Origin of the sequence: Micromonospora olivasterospora (genome assembly GCF_007830265.1) — a bacterium.
GTDB classification, from domain to species: domain Bacteria; phylum Actinomycetota; class Actinomycetes; order Mycobacteriales; family Micromonosporaceae; genus Micromonospora; species Micromonospora olivasterospora.
On the sequence record NZ_VLKE01000001.1, the window covers coordinates 3,304,734 to 3,322,907 of the forward strand.

Annotated in this window: 11 protein-coding genes and 1 pseudogene; 5 read left to right on the forward strand and 7 right to left on the reverse strand. The window is 72.0% G+C overall.

Translation table 11 applies throughout. The features are described 5' to 3' along the window. Positions 1–31: 31 nt before the first annotated feature. Positions 32–1,102 (reverse strand): DUF2786 domain-containing protein, encoded by a 1,071-nt coding sequence (locus tag JD77_RS15115; RefSeq protein ID WP_246140675.1) that lies wholly within the window; start codon positions 1,100–1,102, stop codon positions 32–34. 328 nt (positions 1,103–1,430) lie between these two features. Then, complete coding sequence (locus JD77_RS15120) at positions 1,431–1,874, reverse strand: ATP-binding protein (protein ID WP_145774973.1); 444 nt, start codon at positions 1,872–1,874, stop codon at positions 1,431–1,433. 186 nt (positions 1,875–2,060) lie between these two features. On the opposite strand from JD77_RS15120, the gene JD77_RS15125 reads away from it, so the two are divergent. Beyond that, a complete protein-coding gene (locus JD77_RS15125) occupies positions 2,061–3,665 on the forward strand; it encodes a glycosyltransferase family A protein (protein ID WP_246140676.1) in 1,605 nt (534 codons plus the stop codon). Positions 3,666–3,807: 142 nt separating this feature from the next. Here JD77_RS15125 and JD77_RS15130 read toward each other — a convergent pair whose 3' ends face one another. From JD77_RS15130 to JD77_RS15150, 5 genes are all read right to left on the reverse strand, one after another. Then, the gene (locus JD77_RS15130) at positions 3,808–8,172 is read right to left on the reverse strand and encodes an ExeM/NucH family extracellular endonuclease (protein ID WP_246140677.1); all 4,365 of its coding nucleotides are present in this window, start codon (positions 8,170–8,172) and stop codon (positions 3,808–3,810) included. A 438-nt stretch (positions 8,173–8,610) separates the two neighbouring features. Next, positions 8,611–9,132 (reverse strand): ABC transporter permease, encoded by a 522-nt coding sequence (locus tag JD77_RS15135; RefSeq protein WP_145774974.1) that lies wholly within the window; start codon positions 9,130–9,132, stop codon positions 8,611–8,613. Between the two features lie 133 nt (positions 9,133–9,265). Next, positions 9,266–10,441, reverse strand: a complete 1,176-nt coding sequence (locus tag JD77_RS15140) for a zinc-dependent alcohol dehydrogenase (protein WP_145774975.1) — start codon at positions 10,439–10,441, stop codon at positions 9,266–9,268. 13 nt (positions 10,442–10,454) lie between these two features. Continuing rightward, entirely contained in the window at positions 10,455–11,432 is a 978-nt protein-coding gene (locus JD77_RS15145) for an SRPBCC family protein (RefSeq protein WP_145774976.1), read from the reverse strand. Positions 11,433–11,820: 388 nt separating this feature from the next. Further along, positions 11,821–12,807, reverse strand: a complete 987-nt coding sequence (locus tag JD77_RS15150; RefSeq protein WP_145774977.1) for a small ribosomal subunit Rsm22 family protein — start codon at positions 12,805–12,807, stop codon at positions 11,821–11,823. A gap of 413 nt (positions 12,808–13,220) precedes the next feature. On the opposite strand from JD77_RS15150, the gene JD77_RS15155 reads away from it, so the two are divergent. From JD77_RS15155 to JD77_RS15170, 4 genes and pseudogenes are all read left to right on the forward strand, one after another. Beyond that, positions 13,221–14,234: a hypothetical protein gene (locus tag JD77_RS15155; RefSeq protein ID WP_145774978.1), complete on the forward strand. Its 1,014-nt coding sequence runs from the start codon at positions 13,221–13,223 to the stop codon at positions 14,232–14,234. Then, positions 14,231–15,883 (forward strand): type 1 periplasmic-binding domain-containing protein, encoded by a 1,653-nt coding sequence (locus JD77_RS15160; protein WP_145774979.1) that lies wholly within the window; start codon positions 14,231–14,233, stop codon positions 15,881–15,883. Before JD77_RS15155 ends, JD77_RS15160 begins: the two co-directional genes overlap by 4 nt. 256 nt (positions 15,884–16,139) lie before the next feature. Continuing rightward, positions 16,140–16,634, forward strand: coding sequence for a hypothetical protein (locus JD77_RS15165; protein ID WP_145774980.1), 495 nt, complete (start codon positions 16,140–16,142; stop codon positions 16,632–16,634). Positions 16,635–17,008: 374 nt separating this feature from the next. Beyond that, positions 17,009–17,391: pseudogene (locus JD77_RS15170) on the forward strand (MoaD/ThiS family protein). The last annotated feature ends 783 nt before the right edge of the window (positions 17,392–18,174 follow it).

Genomic DNA, 18,174 nt, shown 5'->3' on the forward strand with positions numbered 1-18,174 from the left:
GCCCGCTGGCGCCACCGACACGCGCGGCAGGTCAGCGGGCGGGACGGTGGCCGCCGCGCACCGGGCGGGGCGGGCCTGCGCCGGGGGCCAGCGAGGCCCGGTCGGCGGCCGAGGTGCCCGAGGACCAGCCCTCCTCGTCCGAGACGGTCAGCCGCTTGCGGGTGACCCCGGGAAACAGGTCGTCGAGGCGCTCCCGCACCGCGTCGGTGCGGGCCGCCAGCACGGGCAGCAGCCGCGCGGAGCCCTCGTTCCGGGCCGCCTCCCGGCTCGCCTCGTCGGCCGCCGCGCGCAGCCGCTCGCCGATCCGCAGCGCGAACGCGTTCAGGAACGACTCGTCGTACGCCTTCGTGCGCCGGCCGCCGCCCCGGCGCTCGGTCCGGCCCCGCAGCATGGCGGCGGTGGCCTGCACCAGCAGCGAGGTGTAGAGCAGTTCGACGGCGGCCAGGTCGGCCGGGAACCCGAGCACGGTGGCGAAGCCGAGGTCGTCGGACCAGATCGACTCGCACCGGTTCGCCGCCGCGACCTCCTGCACGAGCAGCGCCTTCGCCCCCGGATACGGCGGGTCGGTGCCGAGTCGCACCCCGCCGGGCAGGTCGGCCCGCTCGGCGGTCCCCGCCACCAGGGCGACGCCGATGCTGTGCCGGCTCATCAGCTCCTGCGCCTTGCCGGTCAGCGCCTCCGCCTCGGCGGGGAAGGTGGTCGACTCGGCCTTGGCCAGCAGGGCGCGTACCCGGTCGAGGATCCGTGAGCCGCTGCCACCGGCCGGTGCCGCCGCCACCTGCCCGGCCACGCCGGGTGGCGGGCGCAGCACCGCGATCGGGGGCAGGCTCTCCACCAGCGCCAACACCTCGACCGCGTCGCGCAGGGCCGCGATCCGGTCCGTGCCCTGCCGGGCGGCCCAGGCGGTGAGGTATCCGCCGTCGTCGTCCCACCACACGGTCGCGTCGAGGCCGGCGAGCTGGTCGTCCCACCAGCCGGGCACCGGGCCCGGCTGCCCGCGGCGCTGGGCTGCGGCGATGTCCGCGACGAGCCGCCCGGCCGCCGGGCCGAGCCGCCGGGTCGCGATCCGCGCCAGGTCCGCCGGCTGCCAGCCCCGGGCCACAGCCGGCCCACGCCGCGTACCAGCCGCGCCACCAGGGCGGCGTCCACCGCCGTCATGCCGCCCGCGATCCCGCCGCCGACGACCAGCCGGTCCAGCTGCCGCTCCGCCGTGCGTACGTCGGCGCCGCGCGCCGCCGCGAGGGCGTCGGCGATCAGCTCGTCGGCGTCCGGCACGGGCGTCCCTCCGTCGTTCCTGCTCTGCCCGGTGCCGGCGGCCGGCCTGGCCGGTGCGGCTCCGCCGGGAAACCGTACCGCCGCCGGGAGTCGGAGCGGGCGTGAGCGCCGGCACGGGGCCGGTGTCCCACCCCTACCGCCGCACGCGGCCCGCCTCACCCGTCGTGCGTGGCCTCCCGGGGGAAGGACGCCCAGATGTGCTTCGCGTGCGAGGTGGCGTACCAGCCGACGTCGAGGGAGAAGGCGCGCGCGAGCTGGAGGCCCCGGCCGCCGGCGCCGAGCGGGCGGGTGTCGGCGAGTTCGGGCACGGTGCTCAGGTCGTGGTCGGCGACGTCGAGGATGAACACGTCGTCCGCGCAGAGCAGCCGTACGGTGGTCGGCGGAAGCCCGTGCTGCAGGGCGTTGGTGGCCAGCTCGGTGGCGACCAGCACCACCCGCTCCGGGATGTCGTCGAGCTGCTCGCCGGCCCGCAGGGCGTGGCCGGTCAGCGCCTCGTGCAGGGACGCGCGGAGGCCGCGCAACTCGGCGCCGCTGCCGAGCGCCCAACGCTGGAGTTCGGTGGCCCGGGGCGGTGGCGGCGAGGTACGCAACGATCCCATGATCTCGCTTTACCCTGGGTAGTCTCGGCTCACACAAATCCGGGCCGGATCGATGTCTCCGCTCCGGACCTGGCAACCCGGCGACCGGTGGAAGCGTTTGGATCTCAGGCGGCGGGTGACTGGCATGTGGACGGAACGGCCTCCGTAACATCGCAGACACGGACCGGACAGCGCGAGGTGCACTCCTTGGGCCACGATCGATCGGGGTCCGCCCACCGGTTCGTCAACTCGACGGAGAAGAAGATCATGACTGCTCCGAAGGTCAGTGTCGTGGTTCCGGCCTACAACTCCGGGCCGCACCTGGAGAAGCTGATCGCCTCGCTGCTGCGGCAGTCCCTGCCGCCCGGGCAGTTCGAGGCGGTCTTCGTCGACGACGGCTCCACCGACGGCACGGGGAGCCGGCTGGACGAGCTGGCCGCCGCCCACCCGCACCTGCGGGTCGTCCACATAGACAACTCCGGCTGGCCGTCCCGGCCGCGCAACGTCGGGGTCGCCCACGCCCGCGGCGAGTACGTCTTCTTCGCGGACGACGACGACTGGTTCGGCGACGAGGCACTGGAGCGCCTGTACGCCTACGCCGCCGCCAACGACGCGGACATGGTGATCGGCAAGATGGCCGGGCACGGGCGCTCGGTGCCGCGCGAGCTGTTCCGGAAGAACCGGCCCAGGGCGACGCTGGCCAACGCGCCGCTGATCGACAGCCTGACCTCGCACAAGCTGTTCCGGCGGTCCTTCCTCAACGAGCACCAGATCCGCTTCCCCGAGGGGCGCCGCCGGCTGGAGGACCACGCCATGGTGGTCCGGGCGCTGCTGCTGTCCCGGCGCACGTGCGTGCTGTCGGACTACGTCTGCTACCACCACCAACGGCGGCAGGACGCGGGAAACCTGACGGCCCACCGGCTGGATCCGGCCGGCTACTTCACCAACCTGCGCGAGGTGCTGGACATCGTCGACGCGCACGTCGAGCCGGGCCCGCTGCGCGACCGGCTGCACCGGCGCTGGCTGCGCAACGAGATCACCAGCCGGCTGCGCGGCAAGCGGCTGCTGGAGGCCCCGGAGGAGTGGGCCGCGCAGGTGGCGCTGGAGTCGGGGAAGGTGATCCGGGAGCGCTTCGCGCCGGGCGTCGCCGCCGGGCTGCCGCCGTTGCAGCGGGCGATCACCGCCCTCGCCGAGCAGGACCGGCTGCCCGACCTGCGCCGGCTCGCCGAGTGGGAGGCGGGTATCCGGGTCCGGGCCCGCATCGACCGTCGCCACGTCGACGGGGCCGTCCTCACGCTGGCCGTCACCGCCGCGCTCGAGTCCGGCGACCAGCCCGTCACGCTCGACGCCGCCCACGGCCGGCACCGGCTGGTGCTCCCCGTGGACGGCCTCGATCCGGTCCTGCTCGAGGTGAGCGACCTCCTCGCCAGGGCGCGGCTCGACGTCGTCGTCCGGCGCAAGGACGGCGGGGAGGAGTTCTTCCTGCCGGTGGACGGTCGCCAGTTGGAGGAGCGGCCCTGCCGCGGCGGGGTGCGCCTGGTCCACCACGCCATGGCCCGGCTCGACCTCTCCGCCCTGAACTCGGGGCGGCCCACGGGCAGTTGGCTGCTGAAGGCGCGGATCACCGAGAACGGCTGGACCGTCGACGCGCGGCTGCCGCTCATGCTGCACTATGCCGCCGACGGGGCCGAGCCGGTCCTGGAGACGCTCCGGGTGGGCCTGCGCGCCCGGCTGGGCCGGGTCGCCCGGCGCCTGTTCCCCTGGCCCTCTCCCGCCGCGCCCCACGGTCGCCGCCCCGCGGCTCGAACGTGAGCGGGGAACGCCTTCGCGGGAGGCGTTGAGCAGGGCCCCTCGGCGCCGCGCGGAATGGACTGGCGGGGCTGCGGCGCGGGCTCCTGTATGAGAACACCCCCCCTCGGCGGGTGCGCCGAGGGGGGGTGTCCGCACTAGCGGGTCACAGCTTCGCGCACTGCCCGGTGGCCGGGCCGCGCACGGTGTTCGGCCGGTTGTCGTTGCCGGGGGCCGGGCTGTTGCCCGAGCACCCGAGCGGGCCGCCGATGGTGTTCGCCGCGACCACCACCGGCTGGCTGCCGGTGTTGCCGGTCAGGGTGACCGGGCCGGTGATCGTGACGCCGTCGAGGCGTACCCCGCCGGTGTTGGCCGTGAGCGACACCGGGCCGGTCACCTTGCCCTCGCTGATCTCCACGCCGCCGGTCGCGCCGGTGACGGTGAGCGGGCCCGTGATGATCGCGCCGTCGACCTCGAACAGCACCGGACGGACGGCCGACACCGGGCCGGCGATGCTGCCGCCGGTGACGACCAGCGAGGCGCCCGGGTCGACCCTGACCGGGCCGCTGACCGTGGCGTTCTCCAGGCAGGTCAGGCCCGCGGTGACGACCAGGGGCTTGCTGTACTTGCCGGTGATCGTCGTGGTGCACTGCGGCCCGGCCTGCCCGACGGCCGACCGCGGCTCGGTGTCCGCGGTGACCGGCGAGTTCGCGGCGAAGTAGTTCACCAGCATGGTGAGGTCGTTGTCGCCGGTGGTCGTCCGGTTCGTGCCCTGCCCCAGGGCGGCGTAGTTGTCACCGCCGGCGGCGAGGAACGAGTTCATCGTGACCCGGTAGGTGGCGGCCGGGTCGAGCGGCGTGCCGTTCAGCTTGATCGACGTGATCCGCGAGCCCTTGGGCGCCTCGGGGTCGTAGGTGTAGTTGAGGCCCTTCGACACGCCCAGCCACAACACCGGCCGGGACGCCCCGTCCGGCTGCCACTGCTCCTCCAGCGCCTGCTTGACCTGGGCGCCCGTGAGGCTCTTGGTGACCATGTCGTTGGCGAACGGCTGGACCGAGAAGGCGGCGGCGTAGGTCACCGTGCCGTCGGTCCCGTACAGCAGGTCGGCCCGCAGGCCACCCGGGTTCATGAACGCGATCTGCGCCCCGCCCCGGCCGGCGTCCTTGGTCTGGGAGAGCTGCACGTCGGCGATGAAGTTGCCGAGCACCGACTCCTTGCCCCGGTCCTCGTTGCCGTTGGTGTAGGCCCGCTTGATGTCCGCGGTGATCTTGCCGAGTGGCTGCTTGCCCAGCTCGGCGGCCTTGGCCTTGGCGGCGGTCACGATGTCCGCCACCGCCGGGTCCTGCGGCGCGCCCACGACGTCGACCAGCGCGGCGTCGGCCGAGGTGACCGAGCCCGAGTTCGGGTCGAAGGTCAGCGTGACCTTGCCCAGCCGCTTGCCGTAGTCCTCGGCCTGCACCACCGGGCGCAGCTTGGCCGACCCCGGCACGGGGACCTCGAAGGCGTACGGCTGGTGGGTGTGGCCGCTGAAGATCGCGTCGATCGTCGCGTCGACCCGGGTGAACCTACCGAAGACCGGGTCGTTGGCCAGCGCCTCGGCGGAGCTGATGTTCTCCGTCGCCGCGCCCTCGTGGGCGAGCAGCACGACCACGTCGGCCTCGCCGTTGTCCGGGTTGCCGTCCTTGAGCTGGCCGGCGACCAGGTTGGCCTCGGCCACCGGGTCGCGGAAGGTCAGGCCGGCGATGCCGTCCGGGCTGACCAGCGACGCGGTCTGCTCGGTCACCACGCCGACGAAGCCGACGCGGACGCCGCCGACGGTGCTGACGGAGTACGCCGGCAGCACCCGGCTGTCACCCCGGTACACGTTGGCGCCCAGGTACGGGAAGTCGGCCCGGTCGGACACCCTGCCCGTCAGGTCGGCGATGCCCTTGTCGAACTCGTGGTTGCCCACGGCCGAGGCGACCAGGCCGGCGCTGTTCAGCGCGTCGATCGTCGGGTTGTCCCCGTCGATCGCCGAGATGAACGTGGACGCGCCGATGTTGTCACCGGCGGACACGAACGCGGTGTTCGGGTTCTGCGCGCGCAGCTGGCCGACGAGACCGGCGACCTGCGCCGCGCCGCCGACCGGCTGACCGCCACTGGTGGCCGGGGACTCCAGCCGGCCGTGGAAGTCGTTGACGCTCAGCAGCTGGAGGTCGACCGGCTTGGCCCGGGTGCTGAGACCCACCACGAGCGGGTTGTGGTCGCTGGCCCGGTACGGGTTCGCCTCGTAGAACGCGGCCAGCCCGTCGTACTGGAAGGCGAACGACTCCACCGCGTTGATCTGCCACACGTCGACGCCGGTGACCCGCGTCGCCAGCGACGGCGAGGCGACGGCGTGGTCGAGCGAGCCGGACTCGCCACCGAAGACGTAGGTGGCCTTGCCGGTGTCGTTCAGGTCGCGGTAGTCGGCGTCGTAGAGGACCTGCATCGGGTCCTCCTGGGTGTACGCGTTGAAGTCACCCAGCAGGAGCACGTTGTCGGTGCCGCTGTCGGCCTTCACCCGGTCGACGAACGCGGTCAGCGCCCGCGCCTGCCGGACCCGGTCGCCGTTCCACGCGCCCTGACCGTCGCCGGCGTCGGCGTTGTCGCCGGTGCCGGAGCCGCTCTTGGACTTGAGGTGGTTGGCGACCACGATGAAGGAGATCTTTCCCGCGGTGAACGTCTGCGCGATCGGCTCGCGGGCGTTGAACCAGACGCTCTCGTCGTTGACCGAGCGGGACGGGCCCTTGGTCTGCACCTTCGCCGGCTTGAAGATGATCGCCGTGGTGATGAAGTCCTGCTGGGCCGCGCCCGGCAGCTCGGCCGGGGTGCGGACGTAGTCCCAGGTGCCCGCGCCCGCCGCGCTGTTCAGCGCCGCCACCAGGCGCTTCAGCGCCTGCTGCGGGTCGCTCGCGTTGAACCGGACGGAGTTCTCGATCTCCTCGAGCGCGACGACGTCGGCCCCGAGGGCGTTGATCGCCGAGACGATCTTCGCCTCCTGCCTGGCCAGCTCCGCCTCGTTCGCGGCACCGCGGGCGTCGCCGCCGAAGTGCACGAAGTAGTTCAGCACGTTGAAGCTGGCCACCCGCACGTCGCCGCCGACGTCCACGGGGCCGGCGGTACGGGGGTTGGTGGCCTTGAAGCTGGTCCGCTCGGCGGCCGGGGTGTCCGCGCTGACCGGCGTGGTCGGCTGGAGCCGCCACTCGTTGAAGCTGTACGACAGCACCGACGGCCCGAACGCCTCGACCGAGTCGCCGACGCGCACCGGGTTGGCCTTGGACAGGTACGGCGGCAGCAGCCCGGCGGTGGACAGGTTCGTGGTCTTGCCGTCGTCCACCAGGATCCGGCGGAGCTTGTTCGCGGCGGCCACCTGCCTCGCGGCGTCGGTGCCCGGGCGGGCGACGTCGGTGGGGTTGGCGGCGGGACGGTCACCGGCGGCGAGCACGACCTCGCCGTACCGGTTGGTGTTGTAGACCTCGGAGACGGTGAACTGGCCGACGGGGGCGACCAGCATGGACTCGACCGACTCGCGGGCGGCGTCGTCCAGCGGCAGGGTCACCGGGACCGGCGCGGGCAGGGCCACGTTCCGCTCGCAGACCTGCACGTCGGACTTGCCGGCGATGCTCAGCTGGGTGAGGCCGTTGAACTCGCTCACCGTGCCGCTGACCCGGACCCGGTCGCCGATCGCGACGGACGGGTGGTTCGCGGTGTTCGTGGTGAGGTAGACGAAGACGGCGTCGGAGGCGGTGCCCGCGGCGACCGTGCGCTCGCCGCCGCTGCCGGCGGTCTGCACGTACACGCCGTTGTAGCCGCCGGTGCGGTGGTCGGCCGTCACCACGCCCTCGACGGTGACCCGGGTGCCCGCGAGTGGGGTCGCCGCGCCGGTGCCCTGGACCTCGGCGATGGTGCGGTCGACGGTGACGGTGCAGCCCGGGGTGGGCTCGGGGTCCGGGTCGGGGTTGCCGCCGCCGTTACGGACGCCGAAGGTGTTCTGCGCGGGGGGCTGCCAGGTGCCGCCGACCTTCTGCAGCGACTGGCCGACCGGCGTGCTGGTGGTCTCGGCGACCCCGATGTCCGTGCCGGTCAGCCCGTTGGCCGGGCCGCCGACCGCGGTGAACGTGCCCTCGTAGGTGAGGAACTCGGCGACCGCGCCGGTGGGGGAGACCAGGGCGACGCCGTCGGGGGAGCCGTTCTGGATGCCGTCCGTCGGGTAGCTTGCGACGACCACGCCCGCCGCCGGCACCGCGCCGCTCAGCGTCCTGGTGTCGTACGCCGCGCCGTTGGCGCCGTTGTAGAGGACGATCTGCCAGCCCGACAGGTCGAAGCCGACGGGGGCCTCGATCTCGATGGCCTCGCCGGTGTCGGTCCCGGCGTTGTCGTAGTGGATCTCACTGATCGTCGGCGTCCCCGTCTCGGCGAGGGCGGTGGCCCCCGTGGAGAGGGCGAGGGCAGTGCCTGCGGCGAGGACGATCGAGGCGTTCTGTATGCGTTTGCGCCTCTTGTGGTTCATCAAACTGAGCCTCCGATACGGAATGGGCGGATGGAGAGTAAATGGTTGCGGTGTCCGGGCGAGAGCCGCCAGATGTACAAATCGTCCCGACGGTGAGCGGGGAAGCTGGGCGCACGGCCGGTGACCGCATGTCCGACCGGCGCTGCGGGCCGACTCCGGGGCTCGAGCCGGGTCGTGCCGCACCGTGACCGGGTGAAGCCGCCCAGCTACCTCTCAGGCTGTGTTGCTAGCCTCGCCGGCCGGCAACGGATCCACTGTAGATACCGTCGAATTCGTTGCCCCGCAACGGGTCCGGTGTGGAGGTTCCACGACCGGCGCTGTCGAGGGAGACGTACGTGGTGTTCTTCGAAGCCCTGGGCGACGACGAGGAGGAGGGCGGCGAGGAGGACTGAGGCGGCCGCCGCGATCCACAGTGGACCTAGTGGCGCCCGTTTTCGCTCACCGGCCACGCCCGCCGTGTCCGGGCGGCGTGGCCGGGCGCAACCGGCCGCGGGCGACCAGCTCGACGGTGAGGACGACCGCGACGGCCTCCACGGCGAGGAAGCCGACGAGGACGAACAGCTGCGTCACGCCGGCCGCGAGCGGGCTCGCCCCGCCCAGCAGCACCCCGACGAACGCCCCCGGCAGGGTCACCAGGCCCACCGTGCGGGTCTGGTCCAGTGCGGGGATCAGGGCCTGTCCCGCCGCGGGGCGGCACACCAGCAGGACGGCGTCGCGCGGCGGGAAGCCCAGCGTCAGGGCGGCCTCCACCTCGCCGCGCCGGTCGGTCAGCTCGTCCAGCGCCCGGCGGCCGGCCAGCGAGGTCGCCGTCATCGCCCCGCCGATCAGGATGCCCGCGACCGGGATGATCGCGATACCGCGTACCGGGACCAGGCCCGCCAGCAGCAGACCCGCCACCACCGGCAGGCTGCCTCCGACGATCGGAGCGGCGGCCCACCAGCCCCACGCCCCGGCGGTGATCCGCCGGCGACCAGCATCGTCGACGACATCGGGCCAGTCTTGCGCGTGGGGCGGGGCCGGCTCGCCCGCCCCCCGCCCACGACGGCGGTCCGCCGCCTCCGCGTGTCGCGCAGGGGCGGCGGACCGCTGGGACCTACGGCTTGAGCACCACCTTCAGGCACTCGTCCTGCTTGTTCTTGAAGATGTCGTAGCCGTGCGGGGTGTCCTCCAGCCGCATCGTGTGGGTGATGATGTAGCTCGGGTCGATCTCGCCCCTGCGGATCCGCTCCAGCAGCGGCCGCCAGTAGCGCTGCACGTGGGCCTGCCCCGACCGCATCGTGAGCGAGCGGTTCATGAAGGAGCCCATCGGGAACTTGTCGATGAACCCGCCGTACGCGCCGATGACGGAGATAGTCCCGCCGTTGCGGCAGCTCAGCACCGCCTCCCGCAGCGCGTGCGGCCGGTCCAGCTCCACCTTCACCGCCTGCTTGGCCCGGTCGTACGCGTACAGCGCCGGCGACGCGTGGTGCCCCTCCGTGCCGACGGCGTCGATACACGCGTCCGGGCCGCGGCCGGCCGTCATGTCCCGCAGCGCGTCCATGACGTCCGTCTCCTCGTAGTTGATGATCTCCGCGCCGCACTTCTCCCGCACCATCCGCAGCCGGTACTGGAACCGGTCGATGACGATGACCCGCTCGGCGCCGAGCAGGTACGCGCTCAGGGCGGCGAACTGGCCCACCGGGCCCGCGCCCCAGACGGCGACGATGTCGCCGCGCTTGATGTCGCACATCTCGGCGGCCATGTAGCCGGTCGGCAGCACGTCGGACAGGAACAGCACCTTCTCGTCCGGCAGGTCGTCCTCGATCTTCAGGGCGCCGACGTCGGCGTACGGCACCCGCGCGTACTGCGCCTGGCCGCCCGCGTAGCCGCCCAGCATGTGCGAGTACCCGTAGATGCCGGCGGGGGCGTGGCCCATCGCCAGCTCGGCGATGGCGGCGTTCGGGTTGGAGTTCTCGCAGACGGAGTAGAGGCCGCGCTGGCACGAGGCGCAGTTGCCGCAGGCGATCGGGAACGCCACCACCACGCGGTCCCCGATTTTCAGGCCGTCCCGCGCGGCGTGGCCCAGCTCCACGATCTCCCCCATGAACTCGTGGCCGAGCACGTCGCCCTTCTTCATCGTGGGGATGAAGCCGTCGAGCAGGTGCAGGTCCGAGCCGCAGATCGCCGACGAGGTGATCTTCACAATGGCGTCGCGCGGGTTGAGGATCTTCGGCTCGGGGACCTCTTCGACCGCCACGTTGTTCGGGGCGATCCAGCAGGTGGCTTTCATCGCGTCCTCCCTCTCACGCGCGCGGCATCGCCAGCGGCTGCGCCGGACGCTGCTTGATTTGCTGCTGGGTGTTCGTGCCGTCCGGGCTGCCGTCCGAGCGGGCGATCTCGCCCGTCTCCATGACCTGCTTGAACCGCCGCAGGTCGTCGCAGATCTGCTGCTGCGGGTGCTCGCCGAAGATCTTGGCGAGTGCCGCGCCGAACATCCGGCCGGGCGGGGCGTACTCCAGATCCACCCGGACCTCCGTGCCGCGCCCGCCGGCCGCCGGCACGAACCGCACCGACCCGGAGTTCGGTACGGTCGCGCCGTCGACCGAGCGCCACGTGATCATCTCGTTGGGGCGGTCGGCGACGATTTCCGCGTCCCACTCCACCCGCCGGCCGGCCGGCGCCTTCGCCGTCCAGTGCGACCGCCGGTCGCCGACCATCCGGACCGATTCGAGGTGGGACATGAAGCGCGGCAGGTTCTCGAAGTCGTGCCAGAACCGGTACGCGTCCTCCGCGCTGCGGTTGATGGTCACGGACGCCTGCACCCGGTTGGACGCCCTGAACCTCCCGCCCCGGGTGACCTGGACGGCCGCGTAGAGGTCGACGGCGGTGATCCCGGCGAGCGCCCAGGTCGTGTACATCAGGCGCCGCCGCCGCTCGCCCCGCCGGTTCCGCATGGCCGTGGTGCTCGCGGCGAGGTCCATGACGTCGCCGGCGACCCGCGTCCACGCCCCCCAGCCCGCCCGGCGCGGGAAGAGCAACGCCGCGGCGTGCCCCAGTTCCCGTACGCCGGCGGCCTGCAGCACGGTCTGCGCCGTGCGGGAGTCGTCGACACCGCAGAGCCGGCCGACCTGCGGTCGCGCGGCGAGCGTGGTGACGCCGAGGCCGAGGCTGAACCAGCCCAGGAACCGCGCCAACCCCTGCGATCCGCGGCTCTGGGTCTCCCGTTCGATACCCAGCGTGTCCGTCACCGACCGGACGTCGATCGTGCTCCTACGGCCCATGTCCCTCTCCTCGATCCGACAGTGGCGGTCGCTGGTCGCCGCGCCGGCGCCATACCGACAGTCACATCCTCGCAACCAGCTGTGCCCGACAAGGCGGGATTTGCGCATCCGGCCCGACGCGTCGTGCGCTGCGGTCGCTGCTGCCCGAGGAGGCGATCGCGACGGGCCCGGGCATCGACTCGTGGTTCATGGGCCACAGCACCGTGGAGTCGGGCGAGGGCGGGCGCACGAGCTCCGAGATGGCCGGCCACGTCGAGCGGGCCACCGTCACGGCGTGGGAGCCCGGGAAGCGGTTCGCGTACGCCACCGACGCCGGGCCGGACGGCGCCGTCATGGCCATCGGGAATTCCGCAGCCGGCCGCGATCCCCGCGGCGTTCCGGGAACGGTTCAGCTCGTCGGCGGCCAGATGCCGCCCCACCCGGTGTCCCGCGCCTGCCGGTAGCGGTCCCCCTGCCGCTTGGAGATCAACTCCTGCCGGGCGCCGCCGTCGTCGCGAACGCAGACCTGGAGGGTCACCAGCCCCTTGCGGAAGGTCGGGTGCCGCAGGACCCTGCCGGCGACCGGCAGCGGCTGCCGCCGGGCGGCGGCGACGTAGGAGAACTTCTCGTCCTCGTAGCCGAGCTGCGCGTCCTTCAAGCGGCGGTGGAGGGCGGAGCGGTTGACCCGGGCGGCGAAGTGGCACCAGTCCGCCGTCCCGGACAGCGGACAGGCCCCCTGGTGCGGGCAGGGCGCCAGGACGGTGTGCCCCGAGCCGACGAACGCCGACCGGGCGTCCAGCACCCGGCCGTGGCCGGCCGGTGTGCCGGCCTCGACGACCACGACCAGCGCGCCGGCTGCCGCCGCCTGCGCGACCAGCGCCGACCGGTGCGCCGCCGGCAGCTCACCGAGGACGTAGGAGACGGTCACCAGGTCGGCGGCGGGGAGCTCGCCGGAGGGATCGAAGCGCCACTGGCGCCAGCTCGCCGAGCGCAGGGCGGGGTGGCCGGCCCCGGCGGACAGTCGGCGGCCCAGCGCCAGCGCCTCGCTGACCTGGTCGAGCACCGTCACCGTCTCCAGGCCGGGAAAGGCCTCGCTGGCGGCCCAGGCCGCGGCTCCCGTGCCGCCGCCCACGTCCAGGTGGCGACGGGGCCGGAAGTCCGGCACCACCTGGGCGAGCTGGCCGAGCGCCGCGCGCACCGCGGCGAAGGTGGCCGGCATCCGGTACGCCGCGTACGCGGTCACGTCCGTGGCGGACGCGAGAATGGGGCTGCGGCCCACCCGGCCGGACCGGTACTCGTCCATCAGCCGGCGCACCGAGGCGGAAAGCACCTCGACGCGCGCCGACGTCAACGCCGATGCCAGGCTGTTCCGTAGGTCGTCGGGCAGGTCTGTCATCGGGGGTCGCGTCTCCGTTCGGGTGCTGGCCGCGCAATTCTCGCAGTCCCTGACGGCTGTCCCGCGGTCGATCTCCCTCCGGCCGCCTCGGTTCGCCCGCCGGCCCCGGCCGGACATCGACGGAAGGCGGCCGCCCGGTGCTCCGGCGAGCAGCGCCGGATTCGCCGAACCTCAATGTCAGGGACACGTTCCGCCGCCCCCTGCGACGGCCATGGTTCGCGTTACGATCCAATGGCCGGCTTCATTGCGACAGCGGCGGCACGAAGGCGTGCGCCAGGCCGCTTTCCGGCGCTTCGTGCCCGGTGTGGCGGCCTGTTTTCGCCGGGCATGCGACCGACGTATCCGCGTTCTGCGGGCGGCCTCGGAACGGAAACGGGAGCAGATGACGGACGACAGGTCCCCCGGAGTTGGGCATGCGGGTCTACGCGGAGTTCCACCGGTTGGTGGGGCTGGTCGAGTCGATGGTCCTGCGGCCCAGGCGCAACGGCTGGCAGTTGCCGCTGCTGTGCCTGGTCTCCCGGCCGGGGGTCACGTCGCCGGTGACCATGATGGCGCATGTGCTCGCCGGCGAGGAGCGGCGGGTCCCGCACGTCCGGATCAGCGCGACGGGCCGGGACGTACGCACGCTGCTGCACGAGGCGTACACGGGGCTGGCGGCCGGGAACTTCGGCGGGTCGGATCCGCTGCGGTTCCGCCACTACGCGCTGGCCGACGGGCTGATGCAGGTCGACCTCTCGGGGGTACCGACGAACCGGCGCCGCCGGGAACTGGCCCGACAGTTGCGGGAGCGCGTCTGGCAGCGGGGGCCCTGGGAGGGCCAGCAGGCGCCGCCGGACGTCGGCGGCTGGACGGGGTTGCTGCTGTGGCTGGCCCTGCGGGTCCTTCCCGGACTGGTGTTCTGGCTGCTGACCACCGGGTGGCTGTTCGGCGCGGGCCGGCGGTTCCGCTGGTTCATGCGCCAGCAGTACCTCGCACCCACCCTCGCGGCGGGCGACTTCTTCACCTTCGCCAGGCGGCTGGCGCTTCCGTTGCGAACGACGGAGGACCAGGGGCAGATCGACCTGCTGCTGGTCCACGCGTTCCTGCAGGATCTGCGCGTCGAGTACCGCCGCCGGCCGTGGCGGCTGAGGCCGTGGCGGCGGACGGCGTGCCCGGTCCTCCTGATGGACGAGGTCGCGCCCGAGAACGGCGGGTACGCCCTGATCAGGCTGATCAACGCGGTGCGCGACGAGACCGGCCAGTCCGACCCGTTGCTGGTCATCACCAACAGTCGCGATGTGCCGCCGGACGGGCTGGCGCCGACCGACCCGGCGGTCGCCGGCCAGTTGGTGCCGCTCGACGGGGTGGAGGGAGCGTACCGGGCCTGGCGCAGCGGGCTGCCCGGGCCCGGCGGGCCCGGGAGGACAACGCCTGGTACCTCCAGGTGAAGATTCCGCCGGCCGACCTCAAGCCGTACGAGGACCTGCTGTCCCGCATCGTGCCGCCGAAGCCGCGGTGGCCGACCCGGCCGGTCGCGCTGGTGGCGCTGGCGGTCGTCGTCCTGGTCGTCGTCGGCGGCTGGCAGGTACCCACCGGGATCGACAAATGGCGGGCCGACTGCGAGTGGCGGCCGTGGGCCTCGGGCGGCCTCGTCCGCACGGCGGTGCGCGACGGCCAGTGCGTCGGCTACAGCGACCACGAGCGGCAACTGTTCAGCTCGGACGAGTCGCTGCGGGACGTGCAGCGGAAGATCTTCGACCAGAACCGGGAGGTGGAGGCCGCCTGGCGGGTCAGGAAGGACCGCCCCCGCGTCACGCTGGTCTACTTCGGTTCCCTGACCAAGCCGGACGCCCTCCCCGGCGAGGAGACCTTCGCGGGCGAGCGGGAGGAGCTCCAGGGCATGGCGGCGGCGCAGCGCCGGGCGTACCTGGAGGCCAACGAGTACCCGGCGTACCCGTATCTGCGAATCGTGGTCGCCAACGCGGGCCAGGAGATGCGGTACTCCGCCGATGTGGTGCGGATGCTGTCCGCGCTGGCCGAGGAGGAGCCGACGGTGCTCGGGGTGGTCGGGCTGGTGGAGAGCCGCAAGGCGGTCCAGGACGCGATCCGGGCGCTGGGCAGGCTCGACCTGCCCGTCCTCGCGCCCACGCTGTCGGCCGACGGGATCGCGGACGCGTCGAGCAGGTACCTGCAGATCTCCGCGCCCAACCGCGACGAGGCGACACTCGTCCACGAGCACGTCACCCGGGTGCTCGGTAAGAAGAAGCTCTTCAACTACTACACGTTCGGCAGCGCCGACCCGGACGAGGGCGCGCAGAACGACCTCTACGTCAACACTCTGCGGGACGGACTGCGGGACCGCTTCGGCGAGGGCAACTACCAGGAGACGTACTGGCGGAACGGTGTCGACCTCGCTTCGGTCTGCGCGGACAGGTTCCGCGACGGCGTGGTCTTCTTCGGCGGTCGCTACAGCGAGTTCGGTGCGTTCGTGAGCAGGCTGGCGCAGGCGTGCAGCGGCAGGGTGCCCCAGTTGATCGGCGACGACTCGGTCAACCGGTACCTGGCCAACACGGCCGCACGGGTGGTCGCCCCCGACAACCTGCCCCTGGCGTACGTGTCCAAGGGAGAACTGGCCTACTGCAACCGGCTCGTCGGCGCGAACGACACCGAGCGGAAGCTCTTCCTCAACGACGTGCGGACCGTCCTGTCGATGTGCAGCTCGAACACCCCGATCGGCGAGCGGGTGGGCCTGGCGTACGACGCGACCCGGCTGCACCTGGCGGCCGTCCAGACTCTGGCCGGCTCCGCCGGTCGGGAATGGGACCCGACGGCGGTCAGCCCGACCACGGTGTACCTCGCGATCCATGATGTGGCGAACCCCTATTACCGAGGGGTTACCGGCCTGCTCCGGTTCGACGCCAACGGGATCGCCGTCCGGAAGCGCCTGACCCTGCTCTGCGTGCCGAACATCAAGGAGGCGTTCAACTCGCCGTCGTACGTGCCGCGCGAGATCGACCGTCACCCGAACGACCCCGAGGAGAACAGGCTGTACGACACGCCGCCTCCCGTGCAACGGCCCTGCGCAGCGGCGGAGTGAACCCTGGGCGGTCGCCCGGGAAGGTCGTACCAGGAGAGAATGACTCACCGTCACCTAGTCCTGACGGTCGATATGACTGACCGCTCAGTCGGGTCGCCCCCCGTTCGATCGGATGTGTCATGTGTTGACCTGGGGCAATATCCGTGATCATCCGTATTGACGGGTACCTTCATCCAATTTTTTCCTTGTAGGCTCCTCGCGTACTCTGTGGCCGGCATTACACACATCGTTCGTGGCGTGATTGCCGCGGGGAGAGTTGATCGACGTGGAACGTGTCGGAAATCCGTGCGCCCAAAATCGGGATGGCTGTAGCGTCCTGGTCCTGGCCGACAACGAGTTGGCGCGTCGGGGCCTGAGCGACATGCTCAGCTCGCTCGACCTGGTGACCGAGGTGAACACGATCTCGACGGCACACCCGGAGCCTGCGACATCTGGTCGTCCTTTCGACATCCTGGTCGTGGCATGTGACGACCTTGGTGCGGAAAGTCTGGACGGGGTCGTGGAGGCGGCGCGGGGTCAGGGTACGAAGATTCTGCTTCTGATCGGCCGTGGTGCGGCGTGTCTCGACACTGTGATGCGTTTTCCGAGTAACGGTTTTCTGATTCAGGATGATGTGACGAAGGATGCGTTGGCGCAGGCGTTGGACCGGATGGTCGTTGGTGAGGTGCCTGTGCCGGGTGTTCTGGCGAATCGGTTGTTGGAGCGGGCTCGTGGTGCGGTGGCGCGGGAACGGCATGATGTGGAGGTGTGAGCCGGCCGCTTCCGCGCCGGAGGTTTCCGCTCCCGGTGCGTTGCGACAACGGGCCGACCCGGCGCGCGGATGCCGCCGTGGTGCGTTGATCGTCGCCGCTCCGATGATGCCGGCTGACCTGTTCCATCCGTGGTGCGGGCAGGCCCGGGCGTCCCGGCGACGCCGATCGGAGTGCCCGAATGGTCAGAGTTCGCGCGGACCCTTGTCGTGGGACCGTTGAGCGGCGGAGATGGTGCGGCGGTGAATGGCCGCAGCGCTGGCGGTACCGAACCGGGCGGGCCATGCTGCCCGGCCGGCGGAATCGTCGCCCCGCCTCGCCTGTTCGGCACGCGCCACCTTTCGTCGTCGTCGATCCCGTTGAGGAGGCCGCCGCCATGGCCATCGAAGTTCGCGTACCGACGATCCTGCGCAGCTACACCGGTGGCGCGTCGACCGTGGAGGGCGCCGGGGAGACCCTGGACGACCTGCTTCACGACCTGGATGCCAGGTACGCCGGGGTCCGGGCTCGCCTGCTCACCGACACCGGCGCCCTGCACGGGCTGGTCAACGTGTACGTCAACGACGAGGACGCGCGCCTGCTCGGCGGCCTGCGGGCCAAGGTGTCGGACGGTGACGTCGTGGCGATCCTGCCTGCCGTGGCCGGGGCGCACTCGGGTTCGCCGCCGCGGCGGCCCTGGTAGGCCACCGGATGCCCGCCCGATCCCCTGGAACCGTCCGCGATCCGGCGCGCGAGGAACTGCCACGAGTACGACAGTGACCGCGGGCGATGAGGTGCGGTCGCCGGAGGCCGCGGATCCGGGGACGCCGAGGTTCGAGTGCGATGGCGGGCACCATTCCCCGCTCCCGTGAGGGCTCGACGTCCTTTCGACGCTCGGCCGGAAGTTCGGCCGGTGTGCCGGGTGGAAGAAGCCGGCGGTGATTGCGGCGCCGGGATAAAGTCGAATGGGTGACCCGAGTTGCGGCACAATTGACGAATTTGTTGTCAACTCATTGGCGTCAATGACCGGGCGCGTCTACGCAAATCAGGCAAGACTGGCGTCCCGGGACGGCTTTGTCGGCGCCACGGGTGCTCCCGTGAGCGTAGCCAGATGGCTACCTGATAGTCGCAGACCTGGGATGCCTCGCGCCGATCGGGTATAGCCACACGAGCCGTGCCGCTCTTCCGGCGGCTCGCCATAGAGTTGCCCCAGGACGCGGGAAGCGCCCACATCCGGCAGGTGCGGCGGCTGTTGCCGTCGATGGTGTGCGCGGCATAACCGTCAATGCGGAAGCCGTGCGCTCCGTCGCCGATCTGCCGAGGTGAGCGGCGTGATCGCGTTTATTCGGTGTAGCGATTCGACATATTGGGGGAGAAGACGTCTGGGGGGCATCTGCACCGATTCGTACCCGTCGACCGTAGGCGAACATCGCCAGATCACCCGACGCTGACGAGTCCGACGCTGCGACATCGAACACCGCAACATTCTGGTCACACCGCCTGAGCGCTATGCGGCGGGGTGCGCCCTCCGGCTTCAGCGTCAACGGTGGTGGCTGGGTTCTC

Coding starts and splice junctions, on each gene's coding strand:
- JD77_RS15120 (WP_145774973.1), bottom strand. CDS start 1,874: ATGGGATCGTTGCGTACCTCGCCGCCACCGCCCCGGGCCACCGAACTC.
- JD77_RS15145 (WP_145774976.1), bottom strand. CDS start 11,432: ATGGGCCGTAGGAGCACGATCGACGTCCGGTCGGTGACGGACACGCTG.
- JD77_RS15130 (WP_246140677.1), bottom strand. CDS start 8,172: ATGAACCACAAGAGGCGCAAACGCATACAGAACGCCTCGATCGTCCTC.
- JD77_RS15155 (WP_145774978.1), top strand. CDS start 13,221: ATGCGGGTCTACGCGGAGTTCCACCGGTTGGTGGGGCTGGTCGAGTCG.
- JD77_RS15140 (WP_145774975.1), bottom strand. CDS start 10,441: ATGAAAGCCACCTGCTGGATCGCCCCGAACAACGTGGCGGTCGAAGAG.
- JD77_RS15150 (WP_145774977.1), bottom strand. CDS start 12,807: ATGACAGACCTGCCCGACGACCTACGGAACAGCCTGGCATCGGCGTTG.